This is a genomic window from Tabrizicola aquatica (assembly GCF_002900975.1).
Lineage (GTDB): Bacteria > Pseudomonadota > Alphaproteobacteria > Rhodobacterales > Rhodobacteraceae > Tabrizicola > Tabrizicola aquatica.
Genome location: NZ_PJON01000001.1, coordinates 319,166 through 334,381 on the forward strand (window position 1 = coordinate 319,166; position 15,216 = coordinate 334,381).

General features: G+C 67.1%; 21 protein-coding genes. 9 read left to right on the forward strand and 12 right to left on the reverse strand.

Translation table 11 applies throughout. From position 1 onward, the window contains the following. The first annotated feature begins 1 nt into the window (after position 1). The 6 genes from CXR42_RS01500 to ureC all read left to right on the forward strand — a co-directional run bounded on the left by CXR42_RS01500 (position 2) and on the right by ureC (position 3,818). Positions 2-172, forward strand: a complete 171-nt coding sequence (locus tag CXR42_RS01500; protein ID WP_103255745.1) for a peptidase M23 — start codon at positions 2-4, stop codon at positions 170-172. Further along, the gene (locus tag CXR42_RS01505; RefSeq protein ID WP_103255746.1) at positions 169-474 is read left to right on the forward strand and encodes an urease subunit beta; all 306 of its coding nucleotides are present in this window, start codon (positions 169-171) and stop codon (positions 472-474) included. The genes CXR42_RS01500 and CXR42_RS01505 overlap by 4 nt, the downstream gene beginning before the upstream one ends. A gap of 66 nt (positions 475-540) precedes the next feature. Continuing rightward, positions 541-1,356 (forward strand): cyclase family protein, encoded by an 816-nt coding sequence (locus CXR42_RS01510; RefSeq protein ID WP_103255747.1) that lies wholly within the window; start codon positions 541-543, stop codon positions 1,354-1,356. Beyond that, positions 1,356-1,751 (forward strand): carboxymuconolactone decarboxylase family protein, encoded by a 396-nt coding sequence (locus tag CXR42_RS01515; protein ID WP_103255748.1) that lies wholly within the window; start codon positions 1,356-1,358, stop codon positions 1,749-1,751. Before CXR42_RS01510 ends, CXR42_RS01515 begins: the two co-directional genes overlap by 1 nt. Before the next feature lie 13 nt (positions 1,752-1,764). Continuing rightward, a complete protein-coding gene (locus tag CXR42_RS01520; protein ID WP_103255749.1) occupies positions 1,765-2,070 on the forward strand; it encodes an antifreeze protein in 306 nt (101 codons plus the stop codon). Between the two features lie 8 nt (positions 2,071-2,078). Beyond that, on the forward strand, positions 2,079-3,818 hold the full coding sequence (gene ureC / locus CXR42_RS01525) for an urease subunit alpha (RefSeq protein WP_103255750.1): 1,740 nt from the start codon (positions 2,079-2,081) through the stop codon (positions 3,816-3,818). Between the two features lie 4 nt (positions 3,819-3,822). Here ureC and CXR42_RS01530 read toward each other — a convergent pair whose 3' ends face one another. After that, positions 3,823-4,026: a hypothetical protein gene (locus CXR42_RS01530; RefSeq protein ID WP_103255751.1), complete on the reverse strand. Its 204-nt coding sequence runs from the start codon at positions 4,024-4,026 to the stop codon at positions 3,823-3,825. A 68-nt stretch (positions 4,027-4,094) separates the two neighbouring features. Here CXR42_RS01530 and CXR42_RS01535 point away from each other — a divergent pair, with 68 nt between their 5' ends. The 3 genes from CXR42_RS01535 to ureG are packed head-to-tail and all read left to right on the forward strand — an operon-like array spanning position 4,095 to position 5,786. Then, positions 4,095-4,544: an urease accessory protein UreE gene (locus CXR42_RS01535; RefSeq protein WP_103255752.1), complete on the forward strand. Its 450-nt coding sequence runs from the start codon at positions 4,095-4,097 to the stop codon at positions 4,542-4,544. Next, positions 4,534-5,163, forward strand: a complete 630-nt coding sequence (locus CXR42_RS01540) for an urease accessory protein UreF (protein ID WP_103255753.1) — start codon at positions 4,534-4,536, stop codon at positions 5,161-5,163. Before CXR42_RS01535 ends, CXR42_RS01540 begins: the two co-directional genes overlap by 11 nt. Next, positions 5,160-5,786, forward strand: coding sequence for an urease accessory protein UreG (ureG, locus tag CXR42_RS01545; protein ID WP_103255754.1), 627 nt, complete (start codon positions 5,160-5,162; stop codon positions 5,784-5,786). The genes CXR42_RS01540 and ureG overlap by 4 nt, the downstream gene beginning before the upstream one ends. Before the next feature lie 324 nt (positions 5,787-6,110). On the opposite strand, the gene CXR42_RS01550 is transcribed toward ureG, so the two are convergent. The 11 genes from CXR42_RS01550 to bchL form a co-directional block, all read right to left on the reverse strand. Beyond that, on the reverse strand, positions 6,111-6,620 hold the full coding sequence (locus CXR42_RS01550) for a c-type cytochrome (RefSeq protein ID WP_103255755.1): 510 nt from the start codon (positions 6,618-6,620) through the stop codon (positions 6,111-6,113). A gap of 74 nt (positions 6,621-6,694) precedes the next feature. Then, positions 6,695-7,903: a 5-aminolevulinate synthase gene (gene hemA / locus CXR42_RS01555; RefSeq protein ID WP_103255756.1), complete on the reverse strand. Its 1,209-nt coding sequence runs from the start codon at positions 7,901-7,903 to the stop codon at positions 6,695-6,697. Between the two features lie 5 nt (positions 7,904-7,908). Further along, positions 7,909-8,754 carry a putative photosynthetic complex assembly protein PuhE gene (gene puhE, locus CXR42_RS01560; RefSeq protein WP_103255757.1) on the reverse strand — a complete coding sequence of 282 codons (846 nt, stop codon included), beginning with the start codon at positions 8,752-8,754 and terminating at the stop codon, positions 7,909-7,911. A 97-nt stretch (positions 8,755-8,851) separates the two neighbouring features. Next, on the reverse strand, positions 8,852-9,946 hold the full coding sequence (gene acsF / locus CXR42_RS01565) for a magnesium-protoporphyrin IX monomethyl ester (oxidative) cyclase (RefSeq protein WP_103255758.1): 1,095 nt from the start codon (positions 9,944-9,946) through the stop codon (positions 8,852-8,854). After that, entirely contained in the window at positions 9,943-10,239 is a 297-nt protein-coding gene (locus CXR42_RS01570; protein WP_103255759.1) for a hypothetical protein, read from the reverse strand. Before CXR42_RS01570 ends, acsF begins: the two co-directional genes overlap by 4 nt. Positions 10,240-10,251: 12 nt before the next feature. Beyond that, positions 10,252-10,716: a photosynthetic complex assembly protein PuhC gene (puhC, locus tag CXR42_RS01575; protein ID WP_103255760.1), complete on the reverse strand. Its 465-nt coding sequence runs from the start codon at positions 10,714-10,716 to the stop codon at positions 10,252-10,254. 9 nt (positions 10,717-10,725) lie between these two features. Continuing rightward, positions 10,726-11,361, reverse strand: coding sequence for a photosynthetic complex putative assembly protein PuhB (gene puhB / locus CXR42_RS01580; RefSeq protein ID WP_103255761.1), 636 nt, complete (start codon positions 11,359-11,361; stop codon positions 10,726-10,728). A gap of 65 nt (positions 11,362-11,426) precedes the next feature. Further along, positions 11,427-12,197: a photosynthetic reaction center subunit H gene (gene puhA / locus CXR42_RS01585; RefSeq protein WP_103255762.1), complete on the reverse strand. Its 771-nt coding sequence runs from the start codon at positions 12,195-12,197 to the stop codon at positions 11,427-11,429. An 18-nt stretch (positions 12,198-12,215) separates the two neighbouring features. Beyond that, positions 12,216-13,649 (reverse strand): PucC family protein, encoded by a 1,434-nt coding sequence (locus tag CXR42_RS01590; RefSeq protein WP_103255763.1) that lies wholly within the window; start codon positions 13,647-13,649, stop codon positions 12,216-12,218. Next, complete coding sequence (bchM, locus tag CXR42_RS01595; RefSeq protein WP_103255764.1) at positions 13,646-14,311, reverse strand: magnesium protoporphyrin IX methyltransferase; 666 nt, start codon at positions 14,309-14,311, stop codon at positions 13,646-13,648. Before bchM ends, CXR42_RS01590 begins: the two co-directional genes overlap by 4 nt. Beyond that, positions 14,311-15,213 carry a ferredoxin:protochlorophyllide reductase (ATP-dependent) iron-sulfur ATP-binding protein gene (bchL, locus tag CXR42_RS01600; protein WP_103255765.1) on the reverse strand — a complete coding sequence of 301 codons (903 nt, stop codon included), beginning with the start codon at positions 15,211-15,213 and terminating at the stop codon, positions 14,311-14,313. The genes bchM and bchL overlap by 1 nt, the downstream gene beginning before the upstream one ends. Positions 15,214-15,216: the final 3 nt, after the last annotated feature.

A 15,216-nucleotide genomic window follows, 5' to 3' on the forward strand; every position in this document is an offset into this window, starting at 1 on the left:
GATGTCCCGCCTGACCCTGCTTGTCCTGCCCCTTCTCGCCACGCCCGCCCTGGCGCATGAGGGCCTGCACCACCATCCCCACGGGGTGGAGTTCGGCTGGCTTTCCGCCGCGCTTCTGGGTTCAATGGTCGGGGGCGGAGCGGTCTACGCGCTGCTCCGGCGGCGCAAATGATCCCGGGCGAGATCTTCCCGGCCCCCGGCGACCTGGTCCTGAACGAAGGCGCGTCGGTCACGATCCTTTTGGTCGCCAACACCGGCGACCGGCCCGTCCAGGTGGGCAGCCACTACCATTTTGCCGAAACGAATCCCGGCCTCAGCTTTGACCGCGCCGCCGCCCATGGTCAGCGGCTGGACATCGCTGCGGGCACCGCGGTGCGCTTCGAACCCGGCCAGACGCGCGAGGTCCGGCTGGTGCCTCTCGCCGGCAAACGGGTGGTCTATGGCTTCAATCAGAAGGTCATGGGGCCGCTCTGATGGTGCTTGACGCAAGGGCAGGTGCGGGTGGACGCTTCCCTCTCCTTCAACACAGGAGACCGAGCGATGTGTGACGCCTGCCTGATCGAGAACATCAAATCCTCCATGCTCTCACGCCGCGCCCTGTTCACCGGGGCTGCCGCGACGACTGCGGCCGTTGTGGCCAGCGGCCTGACCACGGCGAAGCCTGCGCTGGCCCAGGCGGCGGGCAAGGTCGTGGACCTGACCCATGCCTATGACGGGGCCTTCCCGACCTTCGACGGCAATCCGGGCATCCTCTATGACCCCGCCGTCAAATTCGCCGATTCCAGCTATCAGCTGTGGAAGCTGACGATCTATGAGCACACCGGCACCCACATCGACGCGCCCTTGCACTTCACCGCTGACGGCACCTCGGTCGCCGACCTGGCGCCCGAGCAACTGGTCTGCCCGCTTTGCATCATCGACCTGACCGCCAAGGCGGCCGAGGACCCCAACGCCATGGTAGAGCCGGCGGATATCGAGGCCTGGGTCTCGGCAAATGGCGCGATTCCGGCCGGGTCCTGCGTTGCGATGAATTCCGGCTGGGCCGCCAAGGTCGCCGACCCCTCGTTCCGCAACACGCCGGACGGCAAGCTGGCCTTCCCTGGCTTCTCCAAGGCGGCCACCGACATGCTGGCGGGGCTGAATGTGGCCTCCATCGGCGTCGATACCCTGTCGCTGGACCCCGGCAATTCCGCGGATTTCGCGGTGCATTTCTCCTGGCTTCCGGGCGGGCGCTTCGGGATCGAGAACCTGGCCAACCTTGACCAATTGCCCGCCAGCGGGGCCACGGTCTTCATCGGCGCGCCGAAGCACAAGACCGGCACCGGCGGCCCGGCCCGCGTGATGGCGGTGGTGTGATGGCGGTGGTCGCGTTGCAAAGCGACGTGGAGGCGGGGGCAGAGGCCCTCGCCGTCTTCGACGACATCCGCGCCAAGCGGCAGACGGATTATGTGAACAACTTCTGGCGGGCCTTGGCCCACGACCCGGCGCTTCTCCGCGCGACCTGGGAGAGGGCGCAGGCCGTCATGGCCCCCGGCGCGCTTGATCCCCTGGTGAAAGAGCTTATCTACATTGCCGTCTCCACCGCGAACGGCTGCGATTACTGCGTCCACTCCCACACGGCGGCCGCAAAGGCCAAGGGGATGACGTCCGCCCAACATGGCGAGCTTCTTTCGGTCATCGCGATGGCCGCGCAGACCAATGCCCTCGCCACCGCGCTGTCGGTGCCGGTCGATGACCGGTTCCGCGCCTAGAAAGGGCAACCCGATGCTGACACCCGCCGAAATGATACGACTGTCGCTGCAGACCAGCGTGATGCTGGCCGAGGCGCAGATGGTCGTCGCCATGCGCATGATGGGGATGATGGGCCTCTGGCGCGTCCTGCCGTCCGAGAACGCCCGCATGTCCTCTGAAAAGGTCGCCGCCATGGGCGAGGTGGCGATGGCCTCATCGAAGGCGATGATGGCCGGCAAGTCGCCGGCCCTTGTCGCCGAGGCTGCGCTGAAACCGATCCGCCGCCGCACCGCCGCCAACGTCAAGCGCCTGGGCCGTCGGGGCCCCGGCCAACCCTGAGGGACCGCATGGCCATCATTTCCCGCAAGACCTATGCCGACATGTATGGCCCCACCGTGGGCGACAAGGTCCGGCTGGGGGATACCGAACTGATCGTCGAGGTCGAGCGGGACCTGATCGCCGAACGCTCCAGCGGCGGGGCCAACGCGCTGCGTTATGGCGAGGAGGTGAAGTTCGGCGGCGGCAAGGTGATCCGCGACGGGATGGGCCAAAGCCAGCTTAGCCGTGCCGAAGGGGCGATGGATACGGTCATCACCAACGCCCTGATCGTGGATTACACCGGCATCGTGAAGGCCGACGTCGGCCTGCGCGATGGCCGGATCGCCCGGATCGGCAAGGCCGGGAACCCGGATACCCAGCCGGGGGTGGACGTGATCATCGGACCGGGGACCGAGATCATCGCGGGCGAGGGGCGCATCCTGACCGCCGGTGGCATGGACGCCCACATCCACTTCATCGCGCCGCAGCAGATCGACGATGCGTTGCATTCCGGCATTACCACCATGCTGGGCGGCGGCACCGGACCCGCGCATGGCACGCTGGCGACGACCTGCACGCCGGGGCCGTGGCACCTGATGCGGATGATGCAGGCGGCCGATGCCTTCCCGATGAACCTGGCCTTCGCGGGCAAGGGCAACGCCTCTCTCCCCGCCGCTTTGGAAGAACAGGTCCGCGCCGGGGCTTCCTGCCTGAAACTGCATGAGGACTGGGGCACCACCCCCGCCGCCATCGACTGCTGCCTGACCGTGGCCGATGCGATGGACGTGCAGGTGATGATCCACACCGACACGCTGAACGAATCCGGCTTTGTCGAGAACACGCTGAAAGCCATCGCCGGGCGCACGATCCACGCCTTCCACACCGAAGGCGCGGGCGGCGGTCATGCGCCCGACATCATCAAGGTCGTGGGCTCGCAGAACATCCTGCCCAGTTCCACCAACCCGACGATGCCCTACACCATCAATACGATCGAGGAACATCTCGACATGCTGATGGTCTGCCACCACCTTGACCGTCGCGTGCCGGAAGACGTGGCCTTTGCCGAAAGCCGCATCCGGCGCGAGACGATCGCAGCCGAGGATATCCTGCACGACCTGGGCGCGTTCTCCGTCATCTCCTCGGACAGCCAGGCGATGGGGCGGGTCGGCGAGGTCATCACCCGCACCTGGCAGACCGCGCATAAGATGAAGGTCCAGCGTGGCCGGCTGGAGGGCGAGCAGGGCACGAACGACAATCTGCGTGTCCGCCGCTATATCGCCAAGTACACGATCAACCCGGCCATCGCCCATGGCCTGTCACGCCACATCGGCAGCGTGGAGGAGGGCAAGCGCGCCGACCTTGTGCTGTGGTCGCCCGCATTCTTCGGTGCCAAGCCCGAGATGGTGCTGATCGGCGGCGTGATCGTCGTGGCGCAGATGGGCGACCCGAACGCCTCGATCCCCACGCCGCAGCCGGTGCATACCCGCCCGATGTTCGGCGCCTATGGCGGCAGCCTTACCCGCAACGCAGTCACCTTCGTCAGCCAGGCCGCGCTTCAGGCCGATGTGCGCCACAGCTATGGCCTGGCCAAGGACACCGTGGCGGTGGAGAACACCCGCAGCATCGGCAAGCGCGACATGAAGCTGAACGATGCCACCCCCGCCATCGAGGTCGACCCCGAGACCTATGAAGTGCGGGCCGATGGTGTCCTTCTCACCTGCGAGCCCGCACAGGAGGTGCCGCTTGCGCAGCGCTACTTCCTGTACTGAGCCGTCAGGCATGCACCTCGCCCGCCGCCTTGCGCACCGGGGCCGTGCCCGGTTCGGCCCGATTGATCGGCCAGCCGCGCCGGAACACCGGGACCACCGGGAAATGATGTTCGATCGACGCAAGCGCGCTTTCGCGGCGTTTCAGCCGGGCAATCTCGGCCCGGATTTCGGCCAGTTCATCTGCAAGCGTGAGGCGGGGAGCTGTCATCTTGATCCTCCTTTGTTCCTTTCCGGCAGAATCACCCGAAACCTTGAAAAAATCGCTAAGGCCCGCCGATGAACTTGCCGCTCGCCCGAATTCTGCACCGTGCGGGCCAGTGGCCGCGCCTGGCCACGGCCCGCGTGGTGCTGGGCTATGACGACCGCTTTCTGCGCCGCAAGCGGTTGGTGACGGTGGCCGGGGACAGCTTTCTGGTCGATCTGGCCGAAACCTCGAACCTCGTGGCCGGGGATGCTTTGGAGCTGGACGACGGCCGCCTGATCGAGATCGCCGCAGCCGAAGAGCCGGTGCTGGTGATCCACGGCGACCTCGTGCGGCTGGCCTGGCACATCGGCAACCGCCACACCCCCTGCCAGATCGAGCCCGACCGCCTGGTGATCCGCGCCGACCATGTCCTGGCCGAGATGCTGCGCGGCCTTGGCGCGCGTGTGACCGAGGGCTGCGAACCCTTTACCCCGGAAGGCGGCGCCTACGGCATGGGCCGGACGATGGGCCATGCGCACTGACCTGCTGACCCTGGTCCAGTGGCTCTCGCCGGCCTTCCCGACCGGGGGCTTCGCCTATTCGCACGGGCTGGAAGCAGTGATCGCCGGGGGCGAGCGCGGTGCGGCGGGGATCGGCGCCTGGATCGCCGGCGTCCTGCGGCACGGGACGGGGCAGGCGGATGCCGTGCTGTTGGCCTGCGCCTTGCGGGGCGGTGATCCGGCGGAACTGGATGCCCTCGCCCGCGCGATGGCGGGCAGTCGCGAACGGCTGGTCGAGACGCTGGAGCAGGGCACGGCCTTCGCCCGGACCGTCGCGGCCCTGACGGGGCGGGACCTCGCCCCGCGCTGCCTGCCCGTCGCGGTGGGCGAGGCGGCGCGGGGGCTGGACCTGCCGGTGGCCGAGGTGGTGGCGGTCTACCTGCATGCCCTTGCGGCCAACCTGGTCGCCTGTGCCACCCGCTTCGCCCCCCTGGGCCAGACCGAGGGGCAGGCGCTGCTGGCGGGCCTTCATCCGCTGATCGGCGAGGTCGCCGAGTGGGCGGCGGGGGCCGAGGTGGAGGCGATCGCCAGCGGGGCGCTGGCGGCGGAGCTTGTGGCGATGCAGCACGAGGCGATGGATGTGAGGATCTTCAGGACATGACCGGGGCGTCGAAAAACGGACCCTTGAAAGTGGGGATCGGCGGGCCCGTGGGGGTGGGCAAGACCAGCCTGACCGAGGCCCTGTGCCGCGCGCTGGCGGGGCGGTGTTCGATGGCGGTGATCACGAACGATATCTACACCCGCGAGGATGCCGAGTATCTGATGCGGGCGCAGGTGCTGCCTCTGGACCGCATCCGGGGGGTGGAGACGGGGGGCTGCCCGCACACCGCGATCCGCGAGGATGCCTCGATCAACCTGGCGGCCGTGGCGGAGCTGCGGGCTGCGCATCCTGACCTGGACCTGATCCTGATCGAGAGCGGGGGCGACAATCTGGCGGCGACCTTCAGCCCGGAACTGGCGGACCTTTCGATCTATGTGATCGACACGGCGGCGGGGCAGGACATCCCAAGGAAGCGGGGGCCGGGGGTGGTGCGATCTGACCTCCTGGTCGTCAACAAGACCGACCTTGCCCCGCATGTCGGGGTGGACCTAGACCTGCTGGAGGCCGACACGCGCCGGGCGCGGGGGGAGCGGCCCTTTGTGATGGCCCGGGTCCGTCAGGGGGTGGGGATTGCCGAAATCGTGGCCTTTCTGGAGGCCGAGGGCGGGTTGCCGCTGCGCTGATCGGGCGGTTGTCCACGGTGGACAAAGTCGCGAAGTTTAAATTAAACAGATGGTTAGCCGTTTCTGTTAACCTTTTGGCAACCCGTGCCGCGAAGGGTGGTGGGTGATACACCCACCCTACGCTGGCCCGAAACGGCGTCCCAGCATCGGCCGTTGTGTCCTGCATATCGGGCGCAAGATCATCCTGCCGGGGGCTGTGATAGACGGCACCGGCTTTGCACGGGCGTAGGGTGGGCGATCCGCCCACCTGCCGCCGAAATGCAAAACCCCCGGACCACGAAGGCCCGGGGGTCAGGATCAGCCTGTCGGCCAGATCAGTTCAGTTCAGTTCGACGGCGCAGCCTCGGTCGCGCCTTCGGCCGGAGCCTCGGTCGCAGCTTCTGCCGGTGCGGCGGCCGCGTCCGCAGCCGGAGCGGCAGCGGGCGACAGCGAGGCGATGTAGGCCCAGACGTTGGCGCCATCTTCCGGCTTCTTCAGCTTGAACGACATCTTCGACTTGGCGCCGTCATCGCCCAGTTTGGCTTTCAGGAACTTGGCCGGGTCCTGGACATATTCGACAAAGCTTGCCTCGTCCCAGACGGCGCCGGTGGCGCCCAGGGCCACGATCGACTCGCCATATTTGAAGTCCGGCAGGCCGCCGATCACCCGGCCCGGCAGGCCATAGAGGTTCGGCCCGGTCTTGGCATTCTTGCCAGCCAGCACTTCGCCGGCCTCATTCGCGACGACGTGGCAGGTCTGGCACTGGTTGAAGGTCTTTTTCCCCGCTTCGACGTCCTGCGCAAAGGCTGGCGCGGCAAGGCTGGCGAAGGCAAGGGCAGTCAAAGTAAAACGCATGGGGTCCTCCCGGGTTCGGTTTCGCCTGTATACTGTGGCCCGGGCCGGGATTGGCAAGGGCTGGTCGCACAAATTCACGCGACCGCGTGAGAAATTGCGCAACGGCTCCACAATGCGGTCAGGGCGGCGATCAGGTGGTCGATATCGGCGGGCGAATGGTGCGGGCCGGGGGTGATGCGCAGCCGTTCGGTGCCCTTCGGCACCGTGGGATAGTTGATCGGCTGGACGTAGATACCCCAGTCCGACATCAGGATGTCCGAAAGCATCCGGCACTTGACCGGGTCGCCGATCAGGACCGGGATGATGTGGCTGTCGTTGGCCATGTGCGGGATGCCGGCCTGGGTCAGGCGGCGGCGGACCTCGGCCACATTGGCCTGCTGGCGGGCGCGTTCCTCGCCCGAGGTCTTGAGGTGGCGGATCGAGGTGGCTGCCGCTGCGGCCACGGCGGGGGGCAGGGCGGTGGTGAAGATGAAGCCCGAGGCGAAGCTGCGAACGAAATCGACCAGCGCCGTGGTCCCGGTGATATAGCCGCCAACGCAGCCATAGGCCTTGCCCAGCGTGCCTTCAATCACGTCGATGCGGTGGGCCAGCCCCTCGCGTTCCGTGACGCCGCCGCCCTGGTCGCCATACATGCCGACGGCGTGGACCTCGTCGATATAGCTTAGGGCGCCGTGGGCTTCGCAGACCTCGACGATCTCGCGCAGGGGGGCGATGTCGCCATCCATGGAATAGACCGATTCAAAGGCCACGATCTTCGGCCGGTCGCCCACGGCCTTGAGCTTGCGGTCAAGGTCGCGCCAGTCGTTGTGTTTCCAGATCACCTTGTCGGCGCGCGAGTGGCGGACGCCCTCGATCATGCTGGCGTGGTTCTTTTCGTCCGACAGGATCACCGCATTCGGAATCCGCGCGCCCAGCGTGGAGAGGGCCGCCCAGTTCGAGACATAGCCCGAGGTGAACAGGAGCGCCGATTCCTTGCCGTGCAGCGCGGCCAGTTCCGCCTCAAGCGCGCGGTGCTGGATCGAGTTGCCGCCGATGTTGCGGGTGCCGCCCGCGCCGGTGCCGCAGGACTGGACGGTGGCGACCATGCTGGCGACCACATCGGGGTGCTGGCCCATGCCGAGATAGTCGTTCGAGCACCAGACGGTGACCTCTTCCACGCTGTTGCCGTGCCGGTTCGCGCGGGGGAAGGCCCCGCAGCGCCGTTCCAGATCGGCGAAGCTGCGGTAGTTGCCTTCGGCTTTCAGGGCGTCAAGCTGGGCTTGGAAGTGTTGGGCGAAGTCCATGGGCGTCACTTTCTGGCAAGAATCGGGCTGGCAGCAATCGGGCTGGCTGGGATCGGGCTGGTGATCGGCGGGTTGGGCGTGGCGGGGCTGTCGGGCAGCATCCAGCGCCAGAGTTTCTGGTCCGGCAGCGGCAGGACCATGAACCAGTGTTCAAGCAGTGCCAGCGCGGTCAGCGCGGCAAGCAGGATGTGACCGATGACGGCGGCCTCGGTCGGGGCGGAATAGGCGCGCTCAAGCCAGCAGGCGGTGGCGAAGCTGAGGCCGGTGATCGAGATCGGAAAGACCCAGTTCATCCGGGCGTGGCGGAAGTGGCTGGCCAGATGGGCCAGCGGGCGGGGCAGGAATTCGGTGTGGATGCGGGGCACGCCGAAGAAGAGGTTCAGCTTGGCCGAAAGCCGGGCGAAGAAGAGGACGCCGAAGGTCCAGAGGCCGAAGGCATTGGCCGCCCCCTGCGAGGCATAGGCCAAGAGCGCCAGCGCGGCGATCAGCGCGGTCTCGTGCCACAGGATGGTCAGCGTGGCGCGCAGGAAGCGGTCCCAGCCTTGCGCGAAGGGCGGGCAGGGCTGGCGGTTCGGGCCGGTGATGACGCCGGAGAGGAAGGCCAGCTCGATCCAGCCCCAAAGGGCCAGGGCCGAGAGGAAGGCCAGGTAGGTGCCGAAGGTCGAGGGGTCGTCCAGCGACCAGCCGAGGCCGGCCACCCCACCGATCAGGAGGGGCAGTCCGAGGAGGACGGAAAGCTGATGCGCCCCGCCCCCCGCCCGGTCGGCATGGCGGACGCGCCACAGGATCGCGCCGGTGGAGAACCACCAGAGAAACAGCGTGATCGCGGCGGCGGTCCAGGGATTGGTCATGTACGGCCCCCCCCGAAGGGAGGGCCGCACAGGCCTGCGGAACGCGCCCATTCCGCAAGGCCACCCGCTGCCGGAACAGCGGTATGGGGGTCAAGGGTCAATACGACGGCTCCAGCCGGACGGTGGCCGGCAAAGCGTGGCGTTTGACCGGGATCGTGTAGAGGCTGGCAAAGGCCAGCGCGGCGCGGGCCGAGGCGACCCAGCCTTTCAGCTTGCCGCCGACGCCGCCCTGCCGCCGGGCCGCGTCCATCGCCAGGAAGGCGCTGTTCATCGCCCGCAGGCGCGGGATCCAGCGCGGGTGGTCGATGTCCAGCTCGATCGGGAAGATCTGGCGGCTGATCGTCGAGGTCTTGCGGAACACTTCCTGGTCGTACCACTCGATGTCGACGCCAAGCGCCTTGTGGAATTCCGGCCGGGCATGGTCGCGGACCCACATGGTCGAGTAGACGGCGGTCAGGAAGAACTTGATCCACAGTTTGTTGACGAAGCTTTGCGTCAGCTTGGGGTCGGTCTTCATCAAGAGGGCGAAGGCCTCGCCGTGGCTGAACTCGTCATTGCACCATTCGCGGAACCACTTGAAGATCGGGTGGAACCGCTGTTCGGGATGCGCCTCAAGGTGGCGGTAGATGGTGATGTAGCGGGCGTAGCCGATCTTTTCCGACAGGTAGGTGGCGTAGTAGATGAACTTCGGGCGGAAGTAGGTGTACTTCTTCGCCTTGGTCAGGAAGCCCAGGTTCACCGCCACCCCCGCCTCGCGCAGGGCGTCGTTGATGAAGCCGGCGTGGCGGGCCTCATCCCGGGACATGTAGCTGAACAGCTCGCAGATGTCGGGGTTGGTGCCGCGGCGCTTCATTTCCTTGTAAAGGACGCAGCCCGAGAATTCGGCCGTGCAGGACGACACCAGAAAGTCGATGAACTCGGCCCGCAGGGCAGGGTCCATGCCGTCCCAGTCGATCTGGTCCCAGTCGGCGTTCTTCTTGAAATGGCCCTTGTTCGGGTCGGACTTCATCTGCGCGATCAGCACGTCCCATTCCTTGCGGACGGGGGTGACGTCGATCTTGTCCATCTCGTCGAAGTCGGTGGTGTAAAAGCGCGGGTTCAGGAGCGTGGTTTCCGTCGCCATCGCGGTGGTGTCGAACTGGCCCGCCACTTCGGCGTGCAGTTCTTCGTGCGTGGTGGAATGCGCATTCATAGCCGGATCTCCTCGGAGAAGGAAAACTCGCACAGCTCCATGAAGCCGAAATCGCCGGTCATCCGGGTCCACAGCCGTTCGATGGGCGTGGCGCGGGTGATGGTGGCGGTGCGGTCCTCGACGATGACCTCGCCATAGGCGGCCAGAACGGGCGCGCCGTGGACAAGAACCTCGTCGCCCGGGTGGACGACGGCGCCGTTGTTGAAGCGGACGTGGGCGTGAAGTGCGTCAAAGCGGTGGCTGACCTCGACGGTGCAGGGCACGCTTTCCTTGGTACGGGTGAACAGTCCCATGTGTGTGGTTCCCTATTCTGATTGATCGAGTAGCCGTTCGAACGCGGCCTTGTTGTCACCCCCGAAGGCATAAAGCTCGACGCTCCAGCCGGTTTCGGGGTCTTCAGCGGCCAGACGGCCGTTGTCGTACTGGACGATCCGCAGGGGTTTCAGCGGGTCGACCTGATGCTTCTTCCGTTCCGTCGCGAGGCCGTTCTGGACCACGGTGACAAAGCCGCCATGGGCGAGGTCCAGCAGGACCGTTCCATCCGGCTTGCGCACGGTGACGGCCTGGGCGTCATGGCCTTCCAGGATGATCCAGGCCTCACGCGTGACGGTGCCGGCCTGCGGCTGGGCCACCGGCGGGCGGTCGGTCAGGGCGGCAAAGCCGGTGATGGCCAGCGTGGACATGGCCAGGCCGAACATGGCCCAAAGCAGGGTGCGCGGCACCATCTCTTTTTCGCGGGACTTGAAGGTGGGCGAGGGTTGATGTGTCATCTTTGCCCCCTATTCCGCCGCGACCGGATGCAGGTCCGGCGTACGGGTGACGGCGGGCTGGGTCAGCCGCGCCTCGGCGGCATCGGCCAGCATCCGGGCGGTGCGCGCGGCATCAGGGATTGCGCGCAGGGCGGGCTGGGTCCGGGACCAGTGGCCGGGCCGCAGATGCGGCCAGAGCGCCACGGTCGAAATCCGCGTCTCGCCCGTGGTGTCCAGCGCGATGGTCCCGGTGCCGTCGCGGCGCAGGTCCAGCGCGGCGGTGCCCACCTGCGCGAAGGGGATGTTGAAGGTCACCGGCAGCGCCGCACCGATCCGCAGGACAACGCGGGCAGTGGTCAGCGTATAGGTGGTGGCGCGGGCTTGGGCCCAGGCCAGGCCAAAGATCACCGCAAGGCCCAGAAGGCCAAGCACCAGATAGGGCAGGCCCATGGCCAGCGCGAGGGATAGCCCGCCATCGGCAAAGGCTGATCCGGCGCGCCACAGCACGATGATCGCGAAGTAGCTGGCGAACCAGCGCAGCTTGAAGGCATCCCGCGCCAGTGCCCAGGCATCCGGGCGACCCTGCCAAAGGATCAACTCGCCTTGCGGGGGCCGTTCCGGCAGCCCAGGCAGTGCGTCGAAAGCGAAATCGTCATGGTCTGACATGGCAGACCCTCCGTTCTTGGTGGTGAAAGGCGGCGGCCCGGGCGCGGGCCGCGACCTGTCGGTTATCAGAAGCCGCGCTTGCGCTTCGGGGCGTCGTACATCCAGCCCGAGGCGACATAGGCCGAGATCTTGTCTTCCTCGAGCTTGGTCACTTCGGTCAGGGACTTGGTGGCCGGGATGCCGTCAAAGCTGTCCGAGGCCAGGAAGTTCACGCGCACGCGGTCCTCCCAGATCCGGGCCAGGGTCAGCGGCACCAGGCGCTTGGCGCCCGAGTTCAACTCGATCTCCAGGTAGCGTACCAGTTGTTCCGGCGCATCGATCCACAGGTCCGAGACGCGGCCCACGACTTCCAGGTCGCCGGCCTGCACCGGCAGACCGCGCGGGTCACGCCCGGCGCTGATCTTGAAGCCGTCAAGCTGCGTCATCGGCACGATCTTGTTGTGGCCGTGGCCGTCCAGTTCAGCCTCGTCCCGGCGCGGAACCCAGGCGGCGGGCCCGACGCCATCAAGCATCGGATTGCCGGTCGGGGCATGGGGGAAGCCTTCGCCAACGGCCGTGCGCGCCAGCGCCAGGTCGGTGCGGCGATGCGCGGCCTCGTTCGCGGCCGAGGGAACGGTGACCTCGCCCTTGCCGAAGGGCAGGCGGAAGGTCTTGGGCTTGGGCACCGGGAAGGGGCCCTGGTTCGGGGCGGGTGTGCCGTCCTCCAGCTCCAGCGGATAGCCTTCGCGCATGTTCTCGGTCTGCAGGTAATAGATCAGCAGGGCGAAGAAGCCCCAGAAAAGCCAGATCGACAGGCTGGCGAGGTCGAAGTTGCCGAAGAAGGTGACACCTACCATTGGGTTGTCCTCCGTGGATCAGGTGGGAAATTCAGCGATGCCGAAGCGGTCGCCGGAGTTCGGGGTTGCGGTTAGCGGCCGCACGCGGACCAGGGGGCCGAGTGCGATGAGGGTCAGGAAGAGAAGGCCGATCTCGGCGTGGTAGACAAAGCTGTAGCCAAGGGTCGGGTCGGTGAGGGCAGGGCCAAGCGCACCACTTCCGGCAAGATGGCCCACGACGTCGCGCAAGGCGCCGCCAAGGAAGATGGAAAGCCCCGCCGCCGTGGCCTGCGCGGCACCCCAGGCCCCCAGCGCCAGGCCCGCGCCGGTGCCCGAGGTCCGCAGCGCCATGGCGGCGGTCAGGGTCGAGACGGCGAAAAGCCCCGCGCCGATGCCGATCAGCGCAGCCCCAAGGTAGAACAGCGCGGCACTGTCCAGCGGCCCGGCGAAGATCACGCAGGGAAAGGCGACCAGGCCCACCAGGATCCCCCGCGCGGCGGTGCGATAGGGGTCGCGCCCCTGCGCCAGCCAGCGCGCGGCGGTCAGAAAGCCGGCCAGCGCGCCCATCGCATAGATCGCGGTCAGCAGCGTGGTCTTGCTGACGGACAGGCCCAGAACCTCGCCGCCGTAGGGTTCCAGAAGGACGTCCTGCATGTTGAACGCCAGCGTGCCCAGCACGACCACCATCAAAAGCCGCCCGGCCTGGCCCCCGGCCATCAGGTCGGCCCAGGCATCGCGGAAACGGGGCCGGGGGGCCTCACGTTCCGCACGCGACATGGGGCGGACGATCTCTTGCTTCCAGAGCGCGATCAGGTTCAGCACCATCGTTGCTGCGCCGCAGCCCTGGACGACGCGGACCAGCGTGATCGGGTCGTAGTTGCGCAGAAGGAAGCCGACGATGACCGCGCTGACGCCCATGCCCAGCAGGAACATGACGTAGAGCAGCGCCACCACCTTCGGCCGCGTCTCGTCCGTCGCGCGGTCCGAGGCGAGGGCTAGGCCCGCGGTCTGGGTCATGTGCAGCCCGATCCCGGTCATCAGGAAGGCCAGCGCGGCAAAGACCTCGCCCGCCCAGGCCGGTCCGTGAATCTGGTCGCCCGACAGCACGATCAGCGCAAAGGGCATGATCGCAAGGCCGCCCATCTGCCAAAGCGAGCCGAACCACAGATACGGCACCCGCTTCCAGCCGATCGCGCTGCGGTGCGTGTCGCTGCGATGGCCCAGCAGCGCGCGGAACGGGGCCACCAGCACCGGAATGGCGATCATCAGCGCCACGATCATGGCGGGGACCGAAAGCTCGACGATCATCACCCGGTTCAGCGTGCCCAGCAGCAGCACCGTGGCCATCCCGACCGAGACCTGGAACAGCGACAGCCGCAACAGTTGCGCCGCCGGCAGGCTTTCGGAACTCGCCTCGGCAAAGGGCATCCAGGCGGGGGAGAGGGCCTTGATATGCTTCTGCTTCAGGATCATGGCCGGTACTCCAGACAGTCCGAGATGTAGAAGCCCCGGGCCACGCGCCCGACCTTCGCCAGTCCCGGCCCGGTGGCCTGCGTCAGGTCGCGCAAGCCATGCGGGATCATCACCGGCGAGCGGTCCGAGCGCGGGAACAGCTTGCCCGCGTGCCACATCACCATCAGCAGCGGCGTGCGCGGCGCGACGGTGAACACCACCTGGCCCGCGCGTTGGCCCAGGGCCCGCAGGGTGCGGCCGATATCGTCGGCACCATAGTAGATCAGGCTGTCCATCGCGATGACGGCGTCAAACGACCCCAGCGCGGGGTCGGTCATGTCGCCGGCCTGGAACGTCACCTGCGGCAGCAGCGCCACCGGAAGCCGGTCCTGCGCGATCTGCACCAGTTTCGGCGAGATGTCGGCGGCCACCACCACCGCCCCGCGCCGCGCCAGTTCCTCGGTCGTCATCCCGGTGCCGCAACCGGCATCCAGCACCCGCATCCCGCGCAGGTCCTGCGGCAGGCGCGACAGCATCAGCGCGCGCATCCGGTCGCGCCCTTCGCGCACGGTCTGGCGGATGCGGGAAACCGGCGCGTCCGAGGTCAGCCGCTCCCACGCCTTGGTGGCGGTGCGGTCGAAGTAGGTCTCGACGCGGGCGCGGGTGCGGGCATAGTCGGGCATCAGTCAAATCCCAGAAGTTCAAAGATCTCGCGGTCGGGCAGGGGCTCGGGGAAGGTCTCGGGCAGGTTGACCGATTTCCACAGCGTATCCGCCAGCCGCATGTATTCGGCGCGGGCAATCAGGATGTCCTCTTCGTCCGGCATTTCGAACAGGGTCTTCTTCTTCAACCGGCTGCGGCGGATGGCGTCGATGTCGGGCATATGGGCCAGACGGTTGAAGCCGACCTTGTTGCAATAGCGGTCGACCTCATCGGTCTCGCGGCTGCGGTTGGCCACACATCCGGCCAGCCGCACCTTGTAGTTCGACGATTTGGCCTGCACCGCCGCGATGATCCGGTTCATCGCATAGATGCTGTCGAAATCGTTCGCCGTGACGATCACCGCCCGGTCGGCGTGCTGCAGGGGGGCAGCAAAGCCGCCGCAGACCACGTCGCCAAGGACGTCGAAGATCACCACATCGGTGTCCTCCAGCAGATGGTGCTGCTTCAACAGCTTCACCGTCTGGCCCACGACATAGCCACCGCAGCCGGTGCCGGCCGGCGGCCCCCCGGCCTCGACGCATTTCACGCCGTTGAAGCCGGTGGCGACATAATCCTCGGGGCGCAGCTCCTCGGCGTGAAAATCGACCTCCTTCAGGATGTCGATCACCGTGGGCTGCAAGCGCCCGGTCAGGGTAAAGGTGCTGTCATGTTTCGGGTCGCAGCCGATCTGCAGCACCCGCTTGCCCATCATGGAAAACGCCGCCGACAGGTTCGACGAGGTCGTGGATTTCCCGATCCCCCCCTTGCCGTAGATCGAGAACACCTTGGCCCCCTCGATCTTCTGCGTCGGGTCCAGATGCACCTGCACCGAGCCGTCGCCGTCCAGGCCCCGCAGGGAAGGAATGTCGTCTCTCGGGCTCATGGC

Bases quoted from the DNA above. Each gene is read 5' to 3' on its own strand.
- CXR42_RS01500 (WP_103255745.1), top strand. From the start codon at position 2: ATGTCCCGCCTGACCCTGCTTGTCCTGCCCCTTCTCGCCACGCCCGCC.
- CXR42_RS01505 (WP_103255746.1), top strand. From the start codon at position 169: ATGATCCCGGGCGAGATCTTCCCGGCCCCCGGCGACCTGGTCCTGAAC.
- CXR42_RS01510 (WP_103255747.1), top strand. From the start codon at position 541: ATGTGTGACGCCTGCCTGATCGAGAACATCAAATCCTCCATGCTCTCA.
- CXR42_RS01515 (WP_103255748.1), top strand. From the start codon at position 1,356: ATGGCGGTGGTCGCGTTGCAAAGCGACGTGGAGGCGGGGGCAGAGGCC.
- CXR42_RS01520 (WP_103255749.1), top strand. From the start codon at position 1,765: ATGCTGACACCCGCCGAAATGATACGACTGTCGCTGCAGACCAGCGTG.
- ureC (WP_103255750.1), top strand. From the start codon at position 2,079: ATGGCCATCATTTCCCGCAAGACCTATGCCGACATGTATGGCCCCACC.
- CXR42_RS01530 (WP_103255751.1), bottom strand. From the start codon at position 4,026: ATGACAGCTCCCCGCCTCACGCTTGCAGATGAACTGGCCGAAATCCGG.
- CXR42_RS01535 (WP_103255752.1), top strand. From the start codon at position 4,095: ATGAACTTGCCGCTCGCCCGAATTCTGCACCGTGCGGGCCAGTGGCCG.
- CXR42_RS01540 (WP_103255753.1), top strand. From the start codon at position 4,534: ATGCGCACTGACCTGCTGACCCTGGTCCAGTGGCTCTCGCCGGCCTTC.
- ureG (WP_103255754.1), top strand. From the start codon at position 5,160: ATGACCGGGGCGTCGAAAAACGGACCCTTGAAAGTGGGGATCGGCGGG.
- CXR42_RS01550 (WP_103255755.1), bottom strand. From the start codon at position 6,620: ATGCGTTTTACTTTGACTGCCCTTGCCTTCGCCAGCCTTGCCGCGCCA.
- hemA (WP_103255756.1), bottom strand. From the start codon at position 7,903: ATGGACTTCGCCCAACACTTCCAAGCCCAGCTTGACGCCCTGAAAGCC.
- puhE (WP_103255757.1), bottom strand. From the start codon at position 8,754: ATGACCAATCCCTGGACCGCCGCCGCGATCACGCTGTTTCTCTGGTGG.
- acsF (WP_103255758.1), bottom strand. From the start codon at position 9,946: ATGAATGCGCATTCCACCACGCACGAAGAACTGCACGCCGAAGTGGCG.
- CXR42_RS01570 (WP_103255759.1), bottom strand. From the start codon at position 10,239: ATGGGACTGTTCACCCGTACCAAGGAAAGCGTGCCCTGCACCGTCGAG.
- puhC (WP_103255760.1), bottom strand. From the start codon at position 10,716: ATGACACATCAACCCTCGCCCACCTTCAAGTCCCGCGAAAAAGAGATG.
- puhB (WP_103255761.1), bottom strand. From the start codon at position 11,361: ATGTCAGACCATGACGATTTCGCTTTCGACGCACTGCCTGGGCTGCCG.
- puhA (WP_103255762.1), bottom strand. From the start codon at position 12,197: ATGGTAGGTGTCACCTTCTTCGGCAACTTCGACCTCGCCAGCCTGTCG.
- CXR42_RS01590 (WP_103255763.1), bottom strand. From the start codon at position 13,649: ATGATCCTGAAGCAGAAGCATATCAAGGCCCTCTCCCCCGCCTGGATG.
- bchM (WP_103255764.1), bottom strand. From the start codon at position 14,311: ATGCCCGACTATGCCCGCACCCGCGCCCGCGTCGAGACCTACTTCGAC.
- bchL (WP_103255765.1), bottom strand. From the start codon at position 15,213: ATGAGCCCGAGAGACGACATTCCTTCCCTGCGGGGCCTGGACGGCGAC.